Source organism: Acidovorax sp. YS12 (genome assembly GCA_021496925.1).
GTDB lineage: Bacteria > Pseudomonadota > Gammaproteobacteria > Burkholderiales > Burkholderiaceae_C > Paenacidovorax.
Map to the genome: position 1 here is coordinate 4351951 of CP053915.1, position 20720 is coordinate 4372670.

General features: G+C 68.5%; 17 protein-coding genes and 1 tRNA gene. 8 read left to right on the forward strand and 10 right to left on the reverse strand.

Annotated features, from left to right (window positions below; all coding sequences use genetic code 11):
* Positions 1-12: 12 nt before the first annotated feature.
* Together YS110_19565 and YS110_19570 are read left to right on the forward strand one after the other, a co-directional pair.
* Entirely contained in the window at positions 13-1113 is a 1101-nt protein-coding gene (locus YS110_19565) for a histidinol-phosphate transaminase (protein UJB66806.1), read from the forward strand.
* The gene (locus YS110_19570) at positions 1110-1685 is read left to right on the forward strand and encodes a hypothetical protein (GenBank protein ID UJB66807.1); all 576 of its coding nucleotides are present in this window, start codon (positions 1110-1112) and stop codon (positions 1683-1685) included. Before YS110_19565 ends, YS110_19570 begins: the two co-directional genes overlap by 4 nt.
* Positions 1686-1743: 58 nt before the next feature.
* Here YS110_19570 and YS110_19575 read toward each other — a convergent pair whose 3' ends face one another.
* The 4 genes from YS110_19575 to YS110_19590 are packed head-to-tail and all read right to left on the reverse strand — an operon-like array spanning position 1744 to position 6027.
* The gene (locus YS110_19575) at positions 1744-3402 is read right to left on the reverse strand and encodes an STAS domain-containing protein (protein UJB66808.1); all 1659 of its coding nucleotides are present in this window, start codon (positions 3400-3402) and stop codon (positions 1744-1746) included.
* 14 nt (positions 3403-3416) lie between these two features.
* A complete protein-coding gene (gene rsgA, locus YS110_19580; protein UJB66809.1) occupies positions 3417-4367 on the reverse strand; it encodes a ribosome small subunit-dependent GTPase A in 951 nt (316 codons plus the stop codon).
* Positions 4364-4693 carry a 4a-hydroxytetrahydrobiopterin dehydratase gene (locus YS110_19585; GenBank protein UJB66810.1) on the reverse strand — a complete coding sequence of 110 codons (330 nt, stop codon included), beginning with the start codon at positions 4691-4693 and terminating at the stop codon, positions 4364-4366. Before YS110_19585 ends, rsgA begins: the two co-directional genes overlap by 4 nt.
* Positions 4690-6027 (reverse strand): M48 family metallopeptidase, encoded by a 1338-nt coding sequence (locus YS110_19590; GenBank protein UJB66811.1) that lies wholly within the window; start codon positions 6025-6027, stop codon positions 4690-4692. Before YS110_19590 ends, YS110_19585 begins: the two co-directional genes overlap by 4 nt.
* Between YS110_19590 and orn the strand changes: the two genes are divergently transcribed.
* The 4 genes from orn to YS110_19610 all read left to right on the forward strand — a co-directional run bounded on the left by orn (position 6026) and on the right by YS110_19610 (position 11530).
* Entirely contained in the window at positions 6026-6601 is a 576-nt protein-coding gene (gene orn / locus YS110_19595; protein ID UJB66812.1) for an oligoribonuclease, read from the forward strand. The genes YS110_19590 and orn overlap by 2 nt on opposite strands.
* A gap of 130 nt (positions 6602-6731) precedes the next feature.
* Positions 6732-7865 carry a branched-chain amino acid ABC transporter substrate-binding protein gene (locus YS110_19600; GenBank protein ID UJB66813.1) on the forward strand — a complete coding sequence of 378 codons (1134 nt, stop codon included), beginning with the start codon at positions 6732-6734 and terminating at the stop codon, positions 7863-7865.
* Positions 7866-8124: 259 nt separating this feature from the next.
* A complete protein-coding gene (locus YS110_19605) occupies positions 8125-9951 on the forward strand; it encodes a DEAD/DEAH box helicase (protein ID UJB66814.1) in 1827 nt (608 codons plus the stop codon).
* Positions 9952-10099: 148 nt separating this feature from the next.
* A complete protein-coding gene (locus YS110_19610) occupies positions 10100-11530 on the forward strand; it encodes a sensor domain-containing diguanylate cyclase (protein ID UJB67525.1) in 1431 nt (476 codons plus the stop codon).
* A gap of 200 nt (positions 11531-11730) precedes the next feature.
* Here the strand turns inward: YS110_19610 and YS110_19615 are convergent, their stop codons facing one another.
* From YS110_19615 to YS110_19625, 3 genes are all read right to left on the reverse strand, one after another.
* Positions 11731-12960, reverse strand: a complete 1230-nt coding sequence (locus tag YS110_19615; protein UJB66815.1) for a multidrug effflux MFS transporter — start codon at positions 12958-12960, stop codon at positions 11731-11733.
* Positions 12961-13039: 79 nt separating this feature from the next.
* Positions 13040-13115: transfer RNA gene (locus YS110_19620), tRNA-Lys, on the reverse strand.
* 77 nt (positions 13116-13192) lie between these two features.
* Complete coding sequence (locus YS110_19625) at positions 13193-14062, reverse strand: NAD(P)-dependent oxidoreductase (GenBank protein ID UJB66816.1); 870 nt, start codon at positions 14060-14062, stop codon at positions 13193-13195.
* Between the two features lie 236 nt (positions 14063-14298).
* Between YS110_19625 and azu the strand changes: the two genes are divergently transcribed.
* Complete coding sequence (gene azu, locus YS110_19630; GenBank protein ID UJB66817.1) at positions 14299-14748, forward strand: azurin; 450 nt, start codon at positions 14299-14301, stop codon at positions 14746-14748.
* A 67-nt stretch (positions 14749-14815) separates the two neighbouring features.
* On the opposite strand, the gene YS110_19635 is transcribed toward azu, so the two are convergent.
* The gene (locus YS110_19635) at positions 14816-15793 is read right to left on the reverse strand and encodes a GMP reductase (GenBank protein UJB66818.1); all 978 of its coding nucleotides are present in this window, start codon (positions 15791-15793) and stop codon (positions 14816-14818) included.
* A 215-nt stretch (positions 15794-16008) separates the two neighbouring features.
* On the opposite strand from YS110_19635, the gene YS110_19640 reads away from it, so the two are divergent.
* Positions 16009-18411 carry a UvrD-helicase domain-containing protein gene (locus YS110_19640; protein UJB66819.1) on the forward strand — a complete coding sequence of 801 codons (2403 nt, stop codon included), beginning with the start codon at positions 16009-16011 and terminating at the stop codon, positions 18409-18411.
* A 12-nt stretch (positions 18412-18423) separates the two neighbouring features.
* Here the strand turns inward: YS110_19640 and YS110_19645 are convergent, their stop codons facing one another.
* Together YS110_19645 and YS110_19650 are read right to left on the reverse strand one after the other, a co-directional pair.
* Positions 18424-19164: a hypothetical protein gene (locus tag YS110_19645; protein UJB66820.1), complete on the reverse strand. Its 741-nt coding sequence runs from the start codon at positions 19162-19164 to the stop codon at positions 18424-18426.
* A gap of 73 nt (positions 19165-19237) precedes the next feature.
* Entirely contained in the window at positions 19238-20707 is a 1470-nt protein-coding gene (locus YS110_19650) for an alkaline phosphatase (GenBank protein UJB66821.1), read from the reverse strand.
* Between the last annotated feature and the right edge of the window lie 13 nt (positions 20708-20720).

A 20720-nucleotide genomic window follows, 5' to 3' on the forward strand; every position in this document is an offset into this window, starting at 1 on the left:
GGAGTTCCACGCATGTCCCTTCCTTCGCTGTGCAGCCCCGTGGTGGCCGGGCTGCAGCCCTATGTGCCGGGCGAGCAGCCGCGCATTCCCGGCCTGGTCAAGCTCAACACCAACGAGAACCCCTATCCGCCGTCGCCGCGCGCGCTGGCGGCCATAGCGCAGGCCGCGCGCGAGGGGCTGCAGCTCTACCCCGACCCGCAATCGCTGGCCCTGCGCGAGGCCATCGCAGCGCGGCATGGCCTCGACGCGGGGCAGGTGTTCGTGGGCAATGGCTCGGACGAAGTCCTGGCGCATGCCTTCTTCGCGTTCTTCCAGCACGCCGGCGCGCCGCTCCTGATGCCCGACATCACCTACAGCTTCTACCGCGTCTATTGCGGCCTGTGGGGCATCACTGCCGAGCTGCAGCCGCTCGATGCCGGCCTGGGCATCGACGTGGACCGGCTGGCCGCGCGGTCCGGGCAGGGGGCGTGCGCCGGCATCGTGCTGGCCAATCCGAACGCGCCGACCGGTATCGGCCTGCCCCTGGCACGCATCGAGCAACTGCTGCAGACCTGCCCGCAGCGCGTGGTGCTGGTCGATGAGGCCTATGTGGACTTCGGCGGCGAGAGCGCCGTGGGCCTGGTGGCGCGCTACCCGAACCTGCTGGTGGTGCATACGCTGTCCAAGTCGCGCTCGCTCGCCGGGCTGCGCGTGGGCGTGGCCTTCGGCCAGCGGCCGCTGGTCGATGCGCTGGAGCGCGTCAAGGACAGTTTCAACTCCTACCCGCTGGACCGCCTGGCCCAGGCCGGCGCGTGTGCCGCCTATGAGGACGCGGCGTACTTCGAGCAGACCTGCAGCGCCGTGGTGCAGAGCCGCGAGGGGCTGCTGCTGGCGCTGGAGGACCTGGGCTTCGCGGTGCTGCCCTCGCAGGCCAACTTCCTCTTCGTGCGCCACCCGGGCCATGACGCGGCCACGCTGGCGGCGCAGTTGCGCGAGCGCGCCGTGCTGGTGCGCCACTTCGCCCGGCCCGAGCGCATCGCGCAGTATCTGCGCATCAGCGTCGGCACGCCCGCCCAGTGCGATGCGCTGGTGCAGGCGCTGCGGGCGATTCTGGACGGAAGGGGCGGCGCATGACCACGGCTCGCCTGATTGACGAAACCCGTGCGCGCCACTTCATCGAGCACTACCAGAGCCTGCTGGAGCAGGTGGCCCTGGATGCCGGGCTGGTGCATGCGCCTGTGGCCAAACAGGGCCTGGTACATCTGCTGCAGGCCGCACGCGATGCGCTGGCGGACAAGCCCGCGCTGATCCCGCCCGCCCTTGCCGCGCTACAGGCGCAGGGCAGGCCCGTGCCGCAGGACATCGTCGATGCCGTGGCCACGCTGCGTGTGGGGCGCTGGGTGTACCTGCGCGACACCACGGGCTACAGCGTGCTGTTCGATGGCGAATATGAAAACGTGGCCTATGCCGTCAAGTGCCTGACCACGCCGCTCAAGGAAATGCTGGGCGACAGCGGGGCGGTCATCACCTGCGGCCTGCTGGCGTATGAAGGCCGGGTGATCTCTGATGGTTTGGTCGGTTTCGTTGCCTGGCTAGGCCCGGGGCTGCGCCGCGACTTCAACGCCGCGTTGGGCAAGGTGCGTGCCGGTGGGCATTTCCACAGCGACCGTGTCGTGCCCTTGCCAGCGTCCTTGCCAGCGGATTGATCGGGAAACCGGGCCGGGTTGCCCGGGGCTGCGTGGAGCCGCTTCGGTGCCGCTGCCTTCACGCCACTGCGGCGGCAGCCGCGCTGGCCACGTCGGGCTGCAGCTCGGGCCGCAACCGCTCGTACAGCCCGGTGCGGCGCGCGATGTCGAGCGGCTGGCCCATCAGGCCCGAGACGATCAGGCGCACGCCGTGGGCGGCGCAGGCGTGGGCCAGGTTCTCCAGCGCCTCGGCGCCGGTCGAATCGACGTAGATCACGTTCTTCAAGTCCAGCACCAGCGCCTGGGCGGGCAGGTGGTCCTCCATGGCTTCGAGCAGCTTGGTGGCGCCGAAGAAGAGCGCGCCGTACAGCCGCCAGACCTGCACGCGCGCGTCGTGCCCGGCCAGCACTGGCAGGTCGGCAGCTTGGACGCGCTCGGCCCGCGACAGGCTGGAGATGCGGTAGATGAAGGTCAGGCAGGCGGCGAAGATGCCGAACTCCACCGCCACCGTCAGGTCGAAGACCACCGTCAGCAGGAACACGGACACCAGCGTGATGCGGTACGGCAGGCGGTAGGTCTTGAGCCGCGCGAATTCGCGCCACTCGCCCATGTTCCAGGCGACGAACATCAGGATCGCCGCCAGCGTGGCCAGCGGGATGGATGCGGCCAGCGGCGCGGCCACCAGCATCACCAGCAGCAGCGCCAGCGCATGCACCATGCCGGCGACGGGGCTGGTGGCGCCGCTTTTCACGTTGGTGACGGTGCGCGCGATGGTGCCGGTGGCGGGCATGCCGCCGAAGAACGGCGTGACGAAATTGGCGATGCCCTGCGCCATCAGCTCCTGGTTCGGGTCGTGGCGGTCGCCCACCATGCCGTCGGACACGCGCGCGCACAGCAGCGATTCGATGGCGCCCAGCAGTGCCAGCGTGATCGTCGGCATGAGCAGGTGGCGCGCCGACTCCCAGGTGAAATCGGGCAGCGCGAACGCGGGCAGCCCGGCCGGAATGCCGCCGAAGCGGCTGCCAATGGTCTCCACCGGCATGCCGGACAGCGCCACCACGGCGGTCGCCAGCACCAGCGCGACGATGGAGCCCGGCACGCGCGCGAGCGCGCCGGCTAAAGGGTGCCGCCACGCGGGCAGCCAGCGCTGCCAGCCCACGACCACCGCCAGCGACGCGGCGGCCACGCCGGTGGCCCAGGGATTGAGGGTGGACAGGTGCTGGTACAGCGCGCCGAGCATGCCGAAGAAGTCGCCCGGCATCTTCTCGATGGAGAGGCCCAGGAAGTCCTTGACCTGCGACAGCGCGATCAGCACCGCGATGCCGTTGGTGAAGCCGATGACCACGGCCACCGGGATGAAGCGCACCAGCGTGCCGAGCTGCAGCACGCCCATCAGGAACAGCAGCACGCCCGACAGCGCGGTGGCGATGATGAGGTTGGCCACCCCGTACTGCTGCACGATGCCGTAGACGATGACGATGAACGCCCCGGCCGGCCCGCCGATCTGCACCTTGCTGCCGCCCAGCGCCGAGATCAGGAAGCCCGCGATGATGGCGGTGAACAGCCCCGCCTCGGGCGGCAGGCCCGACGCGATGGCAAAGGCCATCGCCAGCGGCAGCGCGACGACGGCGACCGTGAGGCCCGCGCCGAAGTCCTGCGCGAAGCGGGCCCGGTCGTAGCCGCGCAGCGCGTCCATCAGGCGTGGGCGGAAGGACAACATCGGGGCGGCTCGCGCCATGGCAGTACCTCTCTTCAATAGCGCGGCGCCTCGCTCAACTCCGCGAATAGTTCTCTATAGATTTTGTAGCGGCTGGCGCTGATCGTGCCTGGGCTGGCGTCCGATTCGACCTGCAATTGCACCGCGCAGCCGGGCTCGTGCAGGTGCGTGCAGTTGTAGAACTTGCACGCGCCCGCGTGCGCGCCCACGTCCGGCATGCAGCGCGCCAGGTCGGTGGGCGCCAGGTGGCGCAGGCCGAATTCCTGGAAGCCCGGCGAGTCGATGAGCGCGGTGGTGCGCGCCGCGTCCACCCAGTACCAGGCGGTGCTGGTGGTGGTGTGCTTGCCGGAGTTGAGCGCCTGCGAGATCTCGCCCGTCTGCGCCGATGCCCCCGGCACCAGCAGGTTGATGAGCGTGCTCTTGCCCGCGCCCGAGGGGCCGAGCACCAGCGTGGCCTTGCCCTGCAAATGCGCCATCAGCGCCGTGCGGTCCGCCTCGCCCGATTGCGCCAGGGACAGCGGCAGCACGTTGTAGTGGCGGCTGTCGGGGCCCGCGCTGCCGGCCATGTGGCGGTAGGGCAGCAGCCGCTCCCAGGCGCGCGCGAAGGGCTCCACTAGGTCGCTTTTGTTCAGCGCGATCAGCGGCGTGATGCCTTCGGCCTCGGCGGCGATCAGCGCGCGCGCCAGTTGGCTTTCCGAGAACACGGGCTCGGCGGCGATCAGGATCAGCACCTGGTCCAGGTTGGCCGCGAACGACTTGGTGCGGATCTCGTCCTGGCGGTAGAACAGGTTGCGCCGCGGCAGCACTTTCTCGATGGTGCCCTCGTCGCCCTGGCCGGGCGGCGGCGCCAGCCAGCGCACCTGGTCGCCCACCACGGCCTGGCTTTTCTTGCCGCGCGGGTGGCAGATGCGGCGCGTGCCGTCGGGCGTTTCGACCACGCAGTGGCGGCCGTGGCTGGCCACCACCAGGCCTTCGCGCGCGCTCATGGCGTGGCCAGCAGCGCGTCGATGCGCGCCGCACAGTCGAAGTCGGTTGCCGAGATGCCCTGCACGTCGTGCGTGTTGAAGCGCACCACGCAGCGGCCGTAGTGCACCGACAGGTCGGGGTGGTGGTCCTGCGCGTGGGCGATGAAGGCCACCGCGTTCACGAACGCCATGGTCTCGTGGTAGCTGGCGAAGCGGTAGGTTTTCTCGATGGCGCCCGCGTGCAGCTGCCAGCCCGGGTGCTGCGCCAGGTTTGCTTCAATTTCGATAGCTGTCAGCGCGCGCCGTACCTGGGCGGACCAGTCTTTTTTCGGAAACATGGAAGTCATGCGTGTACCGGGGAGGGCAGGCGCGCCAGGCGCTCGGTGGCGGGCGGGTGCGAGTAGTAGTACTTCACGTACAGCGGGTCGGGCGTGAGCGTGGAGGCGTTGTCCTGGTAGAGCTTGAGCAGCGCCGAGGCCAGGGCGCCGCCGTCGGCCTGGGCCATGGCGTAGGCGTCGGCCTGGAACTCGTGGCGGCGCGACCACTGCGCCATCAGCGGCGCGATGAAGAAGCTGAACACGGGCACGGCCAGCAGGAACAGCAGCAGCGCCAGCGCGTCGTTCGGCGCCGTGCCGCCCGGTGACAGGTTCGGCACCACGCCCAGCCCGGTGTAGAACCAGCCTTGGGTGGACAGCCAGCCCAGCAGCGCGAAGCCCGCCAGGCTGAGCGCGAACAGCCCCGCCATGCGCTGGGCGATGTGGCGGTGCTTGAAGTGGCCCAGCTCGTGCGCCAGCACGGCCTCGACCTCGGCCGGGGTGAGCTGCTGCAGCAGCGTGTCGTAGAACACCACGCGCTTGGCCGTGCCAAAACCCGTGAAATAGGCGTTGGCGTGCGCGCTGCGGCGGCTACCGTCCATCACGAACAGGCCCTTGGCGGCGAAGCCGCAGCGCTGCATGAGCGCGGTGACGCGGGCCTTGAGGGCTTCGTCCTGCAGCGGCTGGAAGCGGTTGAACAGCGGCGCGATGAAGCTGGGGTAGACCCACATCAGCAGCACGTTGAACCCCATCCACGCGCCCCAGGCCCAGAGCCACCACAGCGGGCCGGCGGCGCCCATGAGCCACAGGATCAGCGCGGCGATGGGCAGCCCGATGAGCGCGCCCACCAGCGTGGACTTGAGCAGGTCGGTCAGCCACAGCTTCCACGTCATCTGGTTGAAGCCGAAGCGCTGCTCGACGCCGAAGGTCTGCGCCAGCGACAGCGGCAGGTCGATCAGCCCGCTGATGAGCGCGAAGGCCGCCAGCAGCGCCAACTGCTGCACCATGCCGCCGCCGAGCCAGGCCAGCAGGGCCTGGTTCAGCAGGTCCAGCCCGCCCAGCAGCGTCCAGCCCACGAGCACGGCCGCGCCCAGCGCCATGTCGAGCAGGCCCAGGCGCGCCTTGGCCAGGGTGTAGTCGGCGGCCTTGTGGTGGGCTGCCAGGGGAATGCGTCCGGCAAACGGCGCTGGAACCTGGGCGCGGTGCCGGGCCACGTGGCGGATCTGGCGCGAGGCGAGCCAGAACTTGATCATCAGCCCGGCGCACAGCGCCAGGGCGAACAGCAGGGACAGCGCCAGCGAGGGCGGCAAGGTATCACGTGGGGGCATGCGCGGGGAGTGTAGGGGATGGGCGACAATGCCGGCCATGTCCGAACCCTCTACCCCCACCCCTGTATTGCCCAAATCCGAGCAGAACCTGGTCTGGCTCGATTGCGAGATGACCGGCCTCGAACCCGAGACCGACCGCCTGCTGGAGATCGCCGTCATCGTGACCGGCCCGAACCTGGAGCCGCGCGTCGAAGGCCCGGTGTTCGCCATCCACCAGAGCGACGCGCAGCTCGACCAGATGGACGCCTGGAACAAGGGCACCCACGGCAAGAGCGGCCTGATCGACAAGGTGCGCGCCTCCACCATCACCGAGGCCGAGGCCGAGCAGCAGATCATCGATTTCCTGAGCCAGTACGTGCCCAAGGGCACGGCGCCCATGTGCGGCAACAGCATCGGCCAGGACCGGCGCTTTCTCGTCAAGTACATGCCGCGGCTGGAAGCCTTCTTCCACTACCGCAACCTCGACGTGAGCACGCTCAAGGAACTGGCCAAGCGCTGGAAGCCCGAGGCCTACAACAGCTTCAAGAAGGCCCAGAAGCACACGGCGCTGGCCGACGTGCACGAATCCATCGACGAGCTGGCGCACTACCGCACACACCTGCTGTCGGTGTGAGAAACACGCCGCGGCAGCGGCGCGTGCGGCGATAATCCGCCGCTGTCTGTATCCAGACACCCCTCCCGAGGCGCTGGCGACCTGCCTGGCGCCTTGGTTTTTTCGCGCATTCTTTTACCGGAGACACGCCATGCAATCGCTTTCGTTCAAATCCCTCCTCGCCGCCGCTGCGGCCCTGGCCTGCGCGGCCGGCGCCTCGGCCCAGGAGCAGGTGGTCAAGATCGGCCACAGCGGCCCCCTCTCGGGCCCGAACACCTTCGCCGGCCGCGACAACGACAACGGCGTGCGCCTGGCCATCGAGGAACTGAACGCGCGCAAGATCAGCGTGGGCGGCAAGACGCTGAAGTTCGAGCTGGTCTCCGAGGACGACCAGTGCGACGCCAAGACCGGCGTGGCCGTGGCGCAGAAGTTCGTCGATTCCGGCGTGCGCTACGTCATGGGCCCGTACTGCTCGGGCGTGACCATTCCCGCCTCGCGCGTGTACGACAACGGCGGCACCCTGGTTTCCACCGTGGGCACCAACCCCAAGATCACGCAGTCGGGCTACAAGAACCTGTTCCGCATCGTTGCCAGCGACGTGCAGGCCGGCGCCAGCATGGCTGCGTATGCGGCCAACGTGCTCAAGGCCAAGAAGGTCGGCGTCATCGACGACCGCACTGCTTTCGGCCAGGGGCTGTCCGACGAGTTCGCCAAGGAAGCGCAGAAGCTCGGCATGGCGGTGGCGGGCCGCGAGTTCACCAATGACAAGGCCACCGACTTCATGGCCATCCTGACCACGTTCAAGGCCAAGCAGCCCGAGGTCATCTTCTACGGCGGCTACGCGCCCCAGGCCGCGCCCATGGCACGCCAGATGAAGCAGCTGGGCGTGCGCGCCAAGCTGCTCGGCGGCGACACCCTGTGCAGCCCCGAGATGGGCAAGCTCGGCGGCGACGCCGTGAACGACGTGGTGTACTGCGCCTACGCCGGCATGCTGATGGACAGCGACGCGGGCGCCAAGGCGTTCCAGGAGAAGTTCGCCAAGCGCTTCGGCCAGAACCCCGACGTGTACAGCCCGTTCTACTACGACCAGGTCATCAACATCGGCGAGGCCATGCAGAAGAGCGGCTCCATCGATCCCGCCAAGGTCGGCGCCTACATCCACCAGAACGCCCACAAGGGCGTGATGGGCGAGTACGCGTACGACGACAAAGGCAACCGCATCAAGGCCCCCGTGGTCGTGATGACGTTCGCAGGCGGCAAGGCCAAGCCGCTCGCCAGCTATTGAGGAAGCCCCGCACGATTTGCGGGAAAACCCCAGTCGTGCCATAATTGCGAGATTGCACCGCCGAGGGCGGTGCAATTTTTTTGTGCATCTCCCTTCACTCACCGGGCTTTGCCTGCGGCGCACGCCGCAAGCAGCAAACATTGCCCACCCAGGCCGTCCGCTGCGGCCTTGCGGTTCCGTTTGATGGTTGATGTTGTTGAACCATTGAACGAAGCCGCCGCAGGTAGCGCCTGCGGTTGCCCGTTTTGCGTGAGAAACCATGACCGACATGCTGCCTATGCAGGGCGACGCCGCGCCTGCCGATACCTCCTTGCCTCTTGAAACCCTGGCCCCCGAGGCCACCCCCGCTCCGTCCGCGCTGCCCGAGGGCTTCGTGCGCCTGGGCCTGGCCCCCGAGCTGGTGCAGGCCGTGCGCGACCTGGGCTACACCCAGCCCACCGCCGTGCAGGAAAAGGCCATTCCCATGGCCATGGGCGTCGAGGGCGAGAACTTCATCGACCTGATGGTCTCCAGCCAGACCGGCAGCGGCAAGACCGCTGCCTTCCTGCTGCCTGTGCTGCACACCCTGGTGCGCCAGCAGGCCGAGCAGCAGGCGAACGAACGCGCCGAATACGAGCGCCTGTGCGCCGAGGCCGCCGCCCGGGGCGAGGCCGCACCGAAGCGCGCACGCCGCAAGGACCCGACCAACCCGCGCCACTTCAAGGCCGCCGTGCCGGGCGCGCTGATCCTGTGCCCGACGCGCGAACTCGCGCAGCAGGTGGCGCACGACGCCATCGACCTGGTGCGCCATTGCAAGGGCCTGCGCGTGGCCAACGTGGTGGGCGGCATGCCCTACCAGCTGCAGATCGCCAAGCTGCAGAACGCCAACCTCGTGGTGGCGACGCCGGGCCGCCTGCTGGACCTGCAGCGCTCCATGCAGATCAAGCTCGACCAGGTGCAGTTCCTGGTGGTGGATGAGGCCGACCGCATGCTCGACCTGGGCTTCTCGGACGACCTGGCCGAGATCAACCAGCTCACCAGCCAGCGCAAGCAGACCATGATGTTCAGCGCCACCTTCGCGCCGCGCATCCAGCAGCTCGCCATGCGCGTGATGCACGACAACGGCTCCGCAGTGCAGAAGGTCACCATCGACTCGCCGCAGGAAAAGCACGCCAACATCAAGCAGGTGCTGTTCTGGGCCGACAACGCGCAGCACAAGCGCAAGATGCTCGACCACTGGCTGCGCGATGCCTCCATCGACCAGGCCATCGTGTTCGCCAGCACGCAGATGGAGTGCGACGGCCTGGCCAACGACCTGCAGCAGGACGGCTTCTCGGCCGTGGCGCTGCACGGCGCTTTAAGCCAGGGCCTGCGCAATCGCCGCCTGATGGCGTTGCGCAACGGCCAGGTGCAGATTCTCGTGGCCACCGACGTGGCCGCGCGCGGCATCGACGTGCCCACCATCACCCACGTGTTCAACTTCGGCCTGCCCATGAAGGCCGAGGACTACACCCACCGCATCGGCCGCACGGGCCGTGCTGGCCGCGACGGCCTGGCCGTGACGTTCGCCGAGTTCCGCGACCGCCGCAAGATCTTCGACATCGAAGGCTACAGCCGCCAGCCGTTCAAGGCCGAGGTGATCCCGGGCATGGAGCCGACGCAGCGCTTCCCGCAGGGCCGCCCCGAAGGCAATGGCCGCGGGCGCGAGGGCCGCGAGAACCACAGCCGCGACCGCCGCTTCGGCCGTGGCGAGGGCCGCCCGGCCTTTGGCGACCGCGCAGCGCGGGGCCCGGCCCGCATGGGTGACGGCCAGGGCGCGCCGCGTGGCTTTGGCGACCGCGCCGGGTTTGGTGACCGTGGTGGATTCGGCGACCGTGCTGGGTTCGGCGGCGGCCGCCGCGACAACGACGGCTATGGCCGCAAGGGCGGCTTCGGCGAAGGCGGTCGCAGTGAAGGCGGGCGCGGCGGCTTTGGCCGCCCCGAGGCGGCAGCGCCGCGCGGTGACTGGGGCGGGCGCGGCAAGCCGGCTTTCAACAAGCAGGCGGGCGGCGGCAAGCCCTTCGTGCCCCACGACGCACGCAAGCGCACGCCGCATTCGGCACGCTGAGCGCCAGCGGGCGCAGCCCAGCGAACCGGCCTTTTAGGCCGGTTTTTTTATGGCCCGCTTCCCTTTGGGGCTCACGGCGGCTCACGATAATGTGCGGCGGAGGTGCCCAGTGACTTCTTTCCCTGTATCCGGCGTGGACTACGAACACATGTTCGAGCTCGCCCCTGTCTCGCTCTGGCTTGAGGACTACAGCGCCCTGCGGCAGCTGTTCGAGCGCTGGCGGGCGGAGGGCGTGAGCGACATCCGCGCGCACCTGGCGGGGCACCCCGAGCGGCTGGGCGCCTGCAGCGCCGCGCTGAAGGTGGTGCGGGTCAACCACCGTACCCTGGCGCTTTTCGCGGCGCCCGACCAGGCCACGCTGGTGGCCCGCCTGGACGAAGTGTTCCGGGGCGACATGCATGCGCGCCAGGTCGATGAGCTGGCGGCGCTGTGGTCCGGGGCGCTGGAGTTCTCCAACCGCACGGTGAACTACGCCCTCGACGAGCGGCGCCTGGACGTGCAGATCCATGCGCGCATCCTGCCGGGCCACGAGGAGCGCTGGGACCGGGTGCTGGTGTCGCTGGAGGATGTCACGGCCGAGGTGCAGGGCGCCGAGCGCCTGCGCCGCAGCGAGCGCTATGCGCGCGGCCTGTTCGAGCATTCGCCGGTGTCGCTGTGGGTCGAGGACTTCAGCCATATCCGGCGCCTGCTGGACGAAGTGCGCGCCCAGGGCATACGCGACTTCGCCACTTTCCTCAAGGTGCACCCGGAGTTCGTCACGCGCTGCATCCAGGAAATCCGTGTCATCGACGTCAACCGGCAGACCCTCGCCATGTTCGGTGCCGCAGACAAGGCCGAGCTGCTTGGGGGAATCAACCACATTTTCCGCGACGAGATGCGCGAATCCTTTGCCGAGCAGTTGCAGGACCTGTGGGATGGCAAGCTGGTGCAGCAGCGCGAGGTGGTCAACTACGCGCTGTCCGGCGATCTGCTCAACATTCACATGCAGTTCGCCGTGCTTGACAGCCATGTCCAGGACTGGGGGCTGGTGCTGATCTCGCTCGTCGACATCACGGCGCGCAAGAAGGCCGAGTCCTACCTGGAGTACCTGGGCAAGCACGACGTGCTGACGCAGCTGCGCAACCGGGCCTACTACATGGAGGAGCTCAACCGCCTCGCGCGCAAGGGGCCATGGCCGGTGGCGATCCTGGCCATGGACATGAACGGCCTCAAGGAGGCCAACGACGACCACGGCCATGGCGCAGGCGACGCCATGCTGCGCCGCGTCGGCGAGGTGCTGGCCAAGGCGGTCGATGCGCCGGCCTGCGCCGCGCGCGTCGGCGGCGACGAATTCATGGTGCTGCTGCCCGCCACCGACGAGCGCGGGGCGCTGGCCGTGCAGGAACGCATCCTCTCCTTGCTGGAACTCAACAACCAGTTCTACCCGGGGCAGGCGGTCAGCCTGTCCATGGGCATTGCCTGCTGCCAGGAGGGCGAGTCGATCGAGGCCTCCGTGCACCGGGCCGACCAGGCCATGTATGCCGAAAAGGCCCGCTACTACCAGGAGCGGGAGCTGGACCGCCGCCACCCGCGGCGGTGACGCGGGCCGCCGTCAACGCGCCGTATCAGTTTTCCATGGCGCTGCGCGCCACCCGCAGCCCATGAAACAGGCGCGGCCCATGCGCGGGCAGCCGCGCAAGGGCCGCCCCGCCGCGCTGGCTGCGTCCCCCTGCCCGCATGGCGCAGCCATGCGAGAGCGGGGGGAAGGCGCGAAGCGCCTCAGGGGGGTGTTGTTTCATCTCAGTGCGCGGAATGGCGGCCGATGTCCGGCCAGCGGTGGTGCAGGTAGATCCATGCCACCAGGCCCACCAGCATCAGCAGCAGCGAGGCACCAGCCAGGGCCACGGCGGAATGCATCACCAGCGGCGCCACCATGCCCGCCACCACGCCGTTGGCCGTGGAGCCGACGAAGGCCTGCAGCGATGACGCCATGCCGCGGCGCTGCGGGTGCAGGTCCAGCACCAGCAGCGTGACCACGGGCACCATCAGCGCCCAGCCGAACGAGAAGATGCCAATGGGCAGCAGCGCCCAGAGCACGTGCGGCGCCAGCAGCAGGTTGGCCACGAGGTTCAGCGCCGCGATCAGCAGCATGATGAGGAAGCCGTGGCGGATCTGGCGCTTCGGCGCGATGCGGCCCGCCAGGCGGCCGCTCATCCAGGCGCCGCCCATGATGCCGGAGATGGTGACCAGGAAGAACCAGAAGAACTGCGTGGGCTCCAGTCTCAGCACATCGCCGAGGAAGGCCGGGGCCGACAGCACGTACAGGAACATGCCGTTGAACGGGATGCCGCTGGCCAGCGCCAGGAGCATGAAGCGCGGGCTGGTGCCCAGTTCCCAGTAGCCGCGCAGCAGATGACCGAGGTGGATCGGCTGGCGCTCGCTGGGCGGCAGCGACTCGGGCAGCCAGCGGTGGTTGGCCAGCCACAGGCACACGCCCACGCCGGTGAGGAACCAGAAGACGCTGTGCCAGCCCAGGTGCACCGCCAGCCAGCCGCCGACGATGGGGGCGATGGCTGGCGCCACGCCGAAGAAGATGGTGACCTGGCTCATCACCTGCTGCGCCTGGGCCGGCGGAAACATGTCGCGGATCACGGCGCGCGACACCACGATGCCGGCGCCGGCCGACAGGCCCTGCAGTGCGCGGAACAGCACCAGCGCGCCGATGCTGTCCGACAGCGCGCAGCCCGCCGAGGCCAGGGTGAACACCGCCAGGCCCCACAGCACCACGGGCCGGCGCCCCAGGCTGTCCGACAGCGCGCCGTGGAACAGCGCCATGAACGCGAAGGCGAACAGGTAGGCCGACAGCGTTTGCTGCATCTCCACCGGGGTGGCCTGCAGCGCCTGGGCGATCGCCGGGAACGCGGGCAGGTAGGTGTCGATCGAGAACGGTCCCACCATGCCCAGCAGGGCCAGCAAGATGGCAAGGATCCAGCGCGGGCCGCGCCACAGTGCTTGGGCTTGGGGATGCATGCTTGAGAATCTGCGCCGAGAGGGGAAAAGAAAAAAGCACCTGCCGATTCCTCGGCAAGTGCTTCATCTTCGGTTGTTTTGGTGGGCCCTGTAGGATTCGAACCTACGACCAACGGATTAAGAGTCCGCTGCTCTACCAACTGAGCTAAGAGCCCTTTTCTGCGGCTGCACTGCAGCAGAGCCACGAATTATGCACGAATTTTTGGGGCGTCTGCAAGACACGCCCCAAAATTTATTCCATCGCGTTGCGGCGGGCCAGCTCGACGAACAGGCCGCTGTGGTCCAGATCGTCCAGGCCGTGCGCCACGGCGTCGGCGTAGAGCGATTCGAAGAGCCGGGTCACCGGGGCCTCGAAGCCCAGCTCCTGCGCCGTCGCCAGGGCGTTGCGCATGTCCTTGAGCTGCACCGTCATGCGCCCGCGCGGGGCGAAGTCGCGCTCCACCATGCGCTGGCCGTGCAGCTGCAGGATGCGGCTGTCGGCGAAGCCGCCGGCGATGGCCTCGCGCACCTTGGCCATGTCGGCACCGCCCTTGGCGGCGAGCAGCAGCGCCTCGGCCACCGCGCCGATGGTGATGCCCACGATCATCTGGTTGGCCAGCTTGGCGAGTTGCCCGGCGCCGTGCGGGCCGACGTGCGTGGCGTGGCCCAGCACCTGCAGCAGCGGCAGGGCGCGCGCGAAGTCGGCCGCGCCGCCGCCGGCCATGATGGCCAGCGTGCCGGCCTCGGCGCCGACGGTGCCGCCGGACACCGGCGCGTCGAGCGCGCCGGTGCCGTGCTGCGCCAGCCGGGCCGCGTGCGCGCGCGCTTCGCCGGGCTGGATCGAGGCCATGTCCACGAACAGCGCGCCGGGCCGCATGGCCGCCGCGGCCCCCTGCTCGAACAGCACGCTGGCCACGGCCGGGCCGTCCAGCAGCATGCCCATGACGATTTCGCCGGCCGCCGCCGCGCTGGCGGCGCTGGCGTGCGGCACGGCGCCATCGGCGGCCAGGGGCTGTGCCTTGGCGGCGTCGCGGTTCCAGACGTGCACGGTGTGCCCGGCCTGGCACAGCCGCCGCGCCATGGGAAAGCCCATGCGCCCGGTGCCGAGCATGGCGATGTCCATGTTTGCTCCTTTTTCAATAGCTTTTAGCGCTTTGCCAGCAAGCGTTGGAGGCCATTTTAGGCATGAATCACAGACCCCTTCCGGAAAGGCGTGCGGTGCATAGTTGAATGAATGAGTTTGATTCTCATAAGTATTTGCTAATGAAAATGCGTAAGATGCCGCCGTGGCGCCCGGGCGGGTTGCGGGTGCCGCCTGTGCCTACCGTTCAGCCCGCCGTTACAGGAGTTTCCATCATCATGTTCCGTTTCGCCGCCATTGCCGCTGCCGCCGTCGTCCTGGCCACCCCCGCTTTCGCTGCCGACAATTGCAGCGTCCAGGTCGAGGCCAACGATGCGATGCAGTTCAACACCAAGAGCATCGACGTGCCCGCGTCGTGCAAGAAATTCACGGTGCAGCTCAAGCATGTGGGCAAGCTGCCCAAGACGAGCATGGGCCACAACTGGGTGCTGGCCAAGACCGCCGACATGGATGCGGTCGCCAAGGATGCGCTGGCCGCCGGTGCCGCCGCGGGCTACCTCAAGTCCGGGGACGCGCGCGTCATCGCCGCGACCAAGCTGCTCGGGGGCGGCGAGAGCGACTCGGTCAGCGTCGACGTGGCCAAGCTCAAGGCGGGCGATGCCTATTCGTTCTTCTGCACCTTCCCGGGCCACGTGGGGCTAATGAAGGGCACGCTGCAGGTCAAGTAAGCGCGCTGCACGCCGCACCAACGCAAACGGGGGCCGAGGCCCCCGTTTGCGTTGGTACTGGCGGTGCTTACATCAGCAGGTGCTCGCCCGCGTTGTCGCCGCCCAGGATCACGTAGTTCACCTTGCGGATGTCCATGAGCTTCTTGCCGCCGGCGTAGCTGATGGAGCTCTGGATGTCCTGCTGCATCTCCACCAGCGTTTCGGCCAGCTTGCCCTTGATGGGCTCCAGGATGCGCTTGCCTTCCACGTGCTTGTACTCGCCCTTGTTGAAGTCGGAGGCCGAGCCGTAGTACTCCTTGAACAGCTCGCCATCGACCTCGACGGTCTTGCCCGGCGACTCCTCGTGGCCCGCGAACAGCGAGCCCACCATGATCATGGTGGCGCCGAAGCGGATGCTCTTGGCGATGTCGCCGTGGCTGCGGATGCCGCCGTCGGCGATGATGGGCTTGGTGGCCACGCGCGCGCACCACTTCACGGCCGACAGCTGCCAGCCGCCCGTGCCGAAGCCGGTCTTGAGCTTGGTGATGCACACCTTGCCCGGGCCGATGCCCACCTTGGTGGCGTCGGCGCCCCAGTTCTCCAGGTCGATCACGGCCTCGGGTGTGCCCACGTTGCCGGCGATGACGAACGCCTTGGGCAGCTTGGCCTTGAGGTACTGGATCATGTTCTTCACGTTGTCCGAGTGGCCGTGGGCGATGTCGATGGTGATGTACTCGGGCGTGATGCCTTCGGCCACGAAGCGGTCCACCGTGGCGTAGTCGGGCTGCTTCACGCCCAGCGAGATCGAGGCGAAGCAGTCCTTGGCGTGCATGTCTTTGACGAACTGCACGTTGTCCAGGTCGAAGCGGTGCATCACGTAGAAGTAGCCGTTCTGCGCCAGCCAGGTGCAGATGCGTTCGTCCACCACCGTCTTCATGTTGGCGGGCACGGCCGGGATGCGGAAGCTGCGCCCGCCCAGCTCCACGCTGGAGTCGCATTCCGAGCGGCTCTCCACGCGGCACTTGCGCGGCAGCAGCAGGATGTTGTCGTAGTCGAAGATTTCCATGAGATTCCAAGCTCCTTTGAAAAGGCGCCGCCGAACCATTTCGGCAGCGTGGGGCGCTTGGCTTGGGACCGGCTTTGCGGGCGGCAGCGTACAAGCTGGCGCCGAACCCTGGTTGCACAGGCACAAAAAACCGGGCGTCAAGAAACTTGGGCCCGGTGATTGATTCTATACCTGCCCGCGGCGGCGGGGTGCGAGGGGGTTTCTACAATCCCCGCATGCATTCCCAAGACCCGCTTTCCGCCCCTGCCGCGCCGCTGCTGCAGGGCCTCAACCCCGAGCAGCTCGCCGCCGTCACCCTGCCTTCGGGCCACGCGCTCATCCTGGCCGGCGCGGGCTCGGGCAAGACGCGCGTGCTCACCACGCGCATCGCCTGGCTGCTGCAGAACGGCCACGCCACGCCGGGCGGCATCCTGGCCGTGACCTTCACCAACAAGGCCGCCAAGGAAATGGTGGCGCGCCTCACGGCCATGCTGCCGGTGAACGTGCGCGGCATGTGGATCGGCACCTTCCACGGCCTGTGCAACCGCCTGCTGCGCGCGCACCACAAGGCGGCGAACCTGCCGCAGGCGTTCCAGATCCTCGACACGCAGGACCAGCTCTCCGCCATCAAGCGCCTGTGCAAGCAGTTCAACGTGGACGAAGAGCGCTTTCCGCCCAAGCAGCTGGCCTACTTCATCGCCAACTGCAAGGAAGAGGGCATGCGCCCGCGCGACGTGCCCGCGCACGATGCCGACAGCCGCAAGAAGGTGGAGGTCTACCAGCTCTACGAAGAACAATGCCAGCGCGAAGGCGTGGTGGACTTCGGCGAGCTGATGCTGCGCTCCTACGAGCTGCTGCGTGACAACGACCCGATCCGCGCGCACTACCAGCACCGCTTTCGCCACATCCTGGTCGATGAGTTCCAGGACACCAACCGCCTGCAGTACCTGTGGCTCAGGCAGATGGCGGGCGACGAGGCGGATGGCCGCCTGCAGACCCACGGCTGCGTGATGGCCGTGGGCGACGACGACCAGAGCATCTACGCCTTCCGCGGTGCGCGCGTGGGCAACATGGCCGACTTCGTGCGCGAGTTCGCCGTGGCGCACCAGATCAAGCTGGAGCAGAACTACCGCAGCTACAGCAACATCCTCGACTCGGCCAACCACCTCATCAGCCACAACAGCCGCCGCCTGGGCAAGAACCTGCGCACCACGCAGGGCGCGGGCGAGCCCGTGCGCGTGTACGAAGCCGCGACCGACCTGGCCGAGGCGCAGTGGATGGTCGATGAGATCCGGCAACTGGTGAGGAACGACGGCCTGGCGCGCAAGGAAATCGCCGTGCTCTACCGCAGCAACGCGCAAAGCCGGGTGATCGAATCGCAGCTCTTCAACGCCAGCGTGCCCTACCGCGTGTACGGCGGCCTGCGCTTCTTCGAGCGCGCCGAAATCAAGCACGCGCTGGCCTACCTGCGCCTGCTGGAGAACCCGCACGACGACACCAGCTTCCTGCGCGTGGTCAACTTCCCGCCGCGCGGCATCGGCGCGCGCACGCTCGAGGTGCTGCAGGACGCCGCGCGCCAGGCCGGCTGCTCGCTGCACGACGCCGTGAGCGCCGTGCCCGGCAAGGCGGGCGCCAACCTGGGCGCCTTCGTGGTGCTGGTCGATGTGCTGCGCGAGCAGACGCAGGGCCTGTCGCTGCGCGGCATCATCGAGCAGATGCTCGAATCCAGCGGGCTGGTGGAGCACTTCCGCACCGAGAGGGAAGGCGCCGACCGCATCGAGAACCTGCAGGAACTGGTCAACGCCGCCGAGAGCTTCGTCACCCAGGAAGGCTTCGGCCGCGACGCCGTGGCCCTGCCGCTGGACGAGCACGGCCAGCCGCTCACGCAAAGCCCCGTCAGCCAGGGCCTGGACCCGGACGCGCCGCAGCTCGACGAGCCGCTGCGCCCCGCCGCCGGCATCATCGACGCCGACACCGGCGAAACCCTCTCGCCCCTGGTTGCCTTCCTCACCCACGCCGCGCTGGAAGCGGGCGACAACCAGGCCCAGGCCGGGCAGGACGCCGTGCAGCTCATGACCGTGCACGCCAGCAAGGGGCTGGAGTTCGACGCCGTGTTCATCGGCGGGCTGGAAGAGGGCCTGTTCCCGCACGACAACGCCTCCAGCGACCGCGACGGCCTGGAGGAAGAGCGCCGCCTGATGTACGTGGCCATCACCCGCGCGCGCCAGCGCCTGTACCTGAGCCACGCGCAAACGCGCCTGCTGCACGGCCAGACGCGCTACAACGTCAAGAGCCGCTTCTTCGACGAACTGCCCGAGGAAGCGCTCAAGTGGATCACGCCCAAGCAGCAGGGCTTCGGCTCTTTTGCTCCCAATTCAGGAGCTGGTAGCGCTTATGGGACAAGCCCTGGAGGCCGATTTGGCTTCAAATCCGACAGCTACGCCAGCGCGCCGCCGCCGCCCAAGGCCACCTCGCACGGCCTGCGCGCGGGGCTCGCCGTGTTCCACACCAAGTTCGGCGAAGGCAAGGTGCTGGCCATCGAAGGCACGGGCGACGACGCGCGCGCGCAGGTGCACTTCCCGCGCCACGGCACCAAGTGGCTGGCGCTGTCGGTGGCCAAGCTGACGGTGGTGGAGTGACGCGGGAAACTGTCAGTCGAGCAGGTCCGAATAATCGCCGCGCTCGAATGCCTCGCTGGCCTGCCAGGGCGCCACGGCCGGGGCGGGCAGGCGTGTGGCGGTGACCAGGGTGGAATCGGTGCCGTGCGCGTCGGTGCGTTCGATCCTGCGCGGGTACTGGCCCGCCACGTCCCAGTCCACGGTGGTGGTGGCCTCGCCCTGCCGTTGCCGGTAGCGCTGCACGCCCGCCTTGGGCGGCCCCACGCGCTCCATGCGCTGCAGGGCGGCGGGCGGCACCAGCCAGTACTGCGTGTCCCACGCGCCGCCGTAGCCCACGTTGCCGTGGTGCGCGCGGTCGACCTCGATCACGCGGCGCATGCTGGCCAGGATGACTTCGACCTTCTCCTGGCCGTCGTCGCTGCGGCTCACGCGCAGCGGGGCGCCGTTGGCTTCGTCGTGCGCGTGGCCGGCGTGCGGGCCGTGGCTGTGGTCATGGCCGTGGCCCTGGCTCTGGCGCAGCGCGGCGGGCAGCTCGCGCTCGGTCCACACCATGCCGACGCGGCGGTGGACGTGGTTGGTGTGCGTGGCCTGGCGCAGCACGCCGTCGCGGCCGATGGTGCGGGTGTGGTAGGTCACGCGCAGGTCGATGGGCGGCGCGGCCTTCATGGCCGCCGTGGCGGCCTGCACCGCGCCGCCAGGGCCTTGCGCGGGCTGGGCGAATGTGGCCGGCGGCAGCCACAGCGCGGCGGCAAGCAGGAGGGGGGAGTATTTCATGGAACTATCAAAAGCATAGCTGCCCGCGCTTGATGGACAAGCGCGGGCAGCCGGTTTCACTCAAAGCGTGGGGTTACAGTCCGGCCGCTTCCTTGACCTTGCCGAACACCTTGGTGTTGTCCATGGTGCCCTTGAAGATCTTGGCGCCCGCGCCGCCAGCGAACAGCATCACGTCGCCGCCGCCGTGCGTTTCGGAGCCGGGCGAGCCCAGGTTGATGTTGACTTCCTGCAGGAAGTTGTCCTGCGTGGTGTCCACGTTGGTCAGGTCCTCGCGGCCCGCGCCGCGTGCGGGGGCAACCCAGGGCTTGCCGCCGTCTTCGTCGTTGGCCTGCGTGGTCGCCGTGGGGCGCCCGCCGTTGCCGAACACCAAGGTGGTGTAGGGTTTGCCGTCTGCGGCCAGGGCGGGCTTGCCGGTCTGGTAGTCGATGGCCTTGCCGAGAATCGGCGAGCCGATCCTGGTGTAGCCGTTGAAGGCGATGGCGTGGTCATGGTCGGCCGTCACCACGATCAGCGTGTTCTTCAGGCCGGGGTCCTTCTTCTCCATGTAGGCGCGCACGTTCTCGATGGCCTTGTCGAAGGCCAGCGTGTCTTCCAGCGCGCGCTTGGCGTTGGTGCCGTGCAGGGCGTGGTCGATGCGGCCGCCTTCCACCATCAGGAAGAAGCCCTTGTCGTTGCGGCTCAGCACGTCGAGCGCCTTGGTGGCCATGTCGGACAGGCTGGGCTGGTCGAGCTTCTGGTTCACGCGGTCGAGTTCGTAGGCCATCTCGCTTTGCGAGAACAGGCCCAGCAGGCGGGTGGCCTTGCTGGTGTCGAGCGCGGCCAGTTCGCTGCCCTTGCTCACGTAGGTGTAGCCGTTGCCCTGCATTTCCTGCACCAGGTTGCGCGTGTCCGTGCGCTTGCTGGACGGATTGGCTGCCTTGGGCAGGTAGTTGCGCTGGCCGCCGCCCATGAGCACGTCGAGGCCCGCGGTCACCGACTGCTCGGCGATGGTGTTGTAGGCATTGCGATTGCAGACGTGGGCGTAGGTGGTGGCCGGCGTGGCGTGGCCGACGCGCGTGGTCGAGACCGCGCCCACGGCGCGGCCCTGGGCCTTCGACAGCTCCAGCAGCGTGACGGCGGGCGAGCCATTGTCGGCCGGGCAGGTGGAGTTCTCGTCCTTGTAGTACTGCGCGCCTTTGGCGTCATAGGCCGAAGTCTCGGCGGACATGGAGATGACCTCGTTGTTCATCTTCACGCCGGTCATGTACGCGGCCATGGAGGGCGCGCTGTCGGTGGTCTGGGCGTCGCGCGAGAAGGTCTTGATGCGCGCGGCGTAGGGCAGCGTCTGCATGGCGAGCTTGGCGCGCTCGCTGGTGGGCAGCTTGGCGGGGTTGCCGGCGGCGATTTCCTTCTCGCCCTTGTAGATGCGCGCGGCCGTGACGGTGACCGGGCCCATGCCGTCGCCCAGGAAGAAGATGACGTTCTTGGCCTCGCCGGCGGCCTGGGCCGCGCCCGATGCCAGCAGTGCCACGGCCAGCGCGGTCTTGCGGATTGCGGAGTTCATGTGTGGATTCCTT

What these genes read in the sequence shown, in the direction of transcription:
- YS110_19600 (UJB66813.1), top strand. Translation starts at nt 6,732, where the DNA reads ATGCAATCGCTTTCGTTCAAATCCCTCCTCGCCGCCGCTGCGGCCCTG.
- YS110_19625 (UJB66816.1), bottom strand. Translation starts at nt 14,062, where the DNA reads ATGGACATCGCCATGCTCGGCACCGGGCGCATGGGCTTTCCCATGGCG.
- YS110_19585 (UJB66810.1), bottom strand. Translation starts at nt 4,693, where the DNA reads ATGACTTCCATGTTTCCGAAAAAAGACTGGTCCGCCCAGGTACGGCGC.
- rsgA (UJB66809.1), bottom strand. Translation starts at nt 4,367, where the DNA reads ATGAGCGCGCGCGAAGGCCTGGTGGTGGCCAGCCACGGCCGCCACTGC.
- YS110_19615 (UJB66815.1), bottom strand. Translation starts at nt 12,960, where the DNA reads ATGCATCCCCAAGCCCAAGCACTGTGGCGCGGCCCGCGCTGGATCCTT.
- YS110_19640 (UJB66819.1), top strand. Translation starts at nt 16,009, where the DNA reads ATGCATTCCCAAGACCCGCTTTCCGCCCCTGCCGCGCCGCTGCTGCAG.
- YS110_19565 (UJB66806.1), top strand. Translation starts at nt 13, where the DNA reads ATGTCCCTTCCTTCGCTGTGCAGCCCCGTGGTGGCCGGGCTGCAGCCC.
- YS110_19645 (UJB66820.1), bottom strand. Translation starts at nt 19,164, where the DNA reads ATGAAATACTCCCCCCTCCTGCTTGCCGCCGCGCTGTGGCTGCCGCCG.
- YS110_19650 (UJB66821.1), bottom strand. Translation starts at nt 20,707, where the DNA reads ATGAACTCCGCAATCCGCAAGACCGCGCTGGCCGTGGCACTGCTGGCA.
- azu (UJB66817.1), top strand. Translation starts at nt 14,299, where the DNA reads ATGTTCCGTTTCGCCGCCATTGCCGCTGCCGCCGTCGTCCTGGCCACC.
- YS110_19590 (UJB66811.1), bottom strand. Translation starts at nt 6,027, where the DNA reads ATGGCCGGCATTGTCGCCCATCCCCTACACTCCCCGCGCATGCCCCCA.
- YS110_19635 (UJB66818.1), bottom strand. Translation starts at nt 15,793, where the DNA reads ATGGAAATCTTCGACTACGACAACATCCTGCTGCTGCCGCGCAAGTGC.
- YS110_19570 (UJB66807.1), top strand. Translation starts at nt 1,110, where the DNA reads ATGACCACGGCTCGCCTGATTGACGAAACCCGTGCGCGCCACTTCATC.
- YS110_19605 (UJB66814.1), top strand. Translation starts at nt 8,125, where the DNA reads ATGACCGACATGCTGCCTATGCAGGGCGACGCCGCGCCTGCCGATACC.
- YS110_19610 (UJB67525.1), top strand. Translation starts at nt 10,100, where the DNA reads ATGTTCGAGCTCGCCCCTGTCTCGCTCTGGCTTGAGGACTACAGCGCC.
- YS110_19575 (UJB66808.1), bottom strand. Translation starts at nt 3,402, where the DNA reads ATGGCGCGAGCCGCCCCGATGTTGTCCTTCCGCCCACGCCTGATGGAC.
- orn (UJB66812.1), top strand. Translation starts at nt 6,026, where the DNA reads ATGTCCGAACCCTCTACCCCCACCCCTGTATTGCCCAAATCCGAGCAG.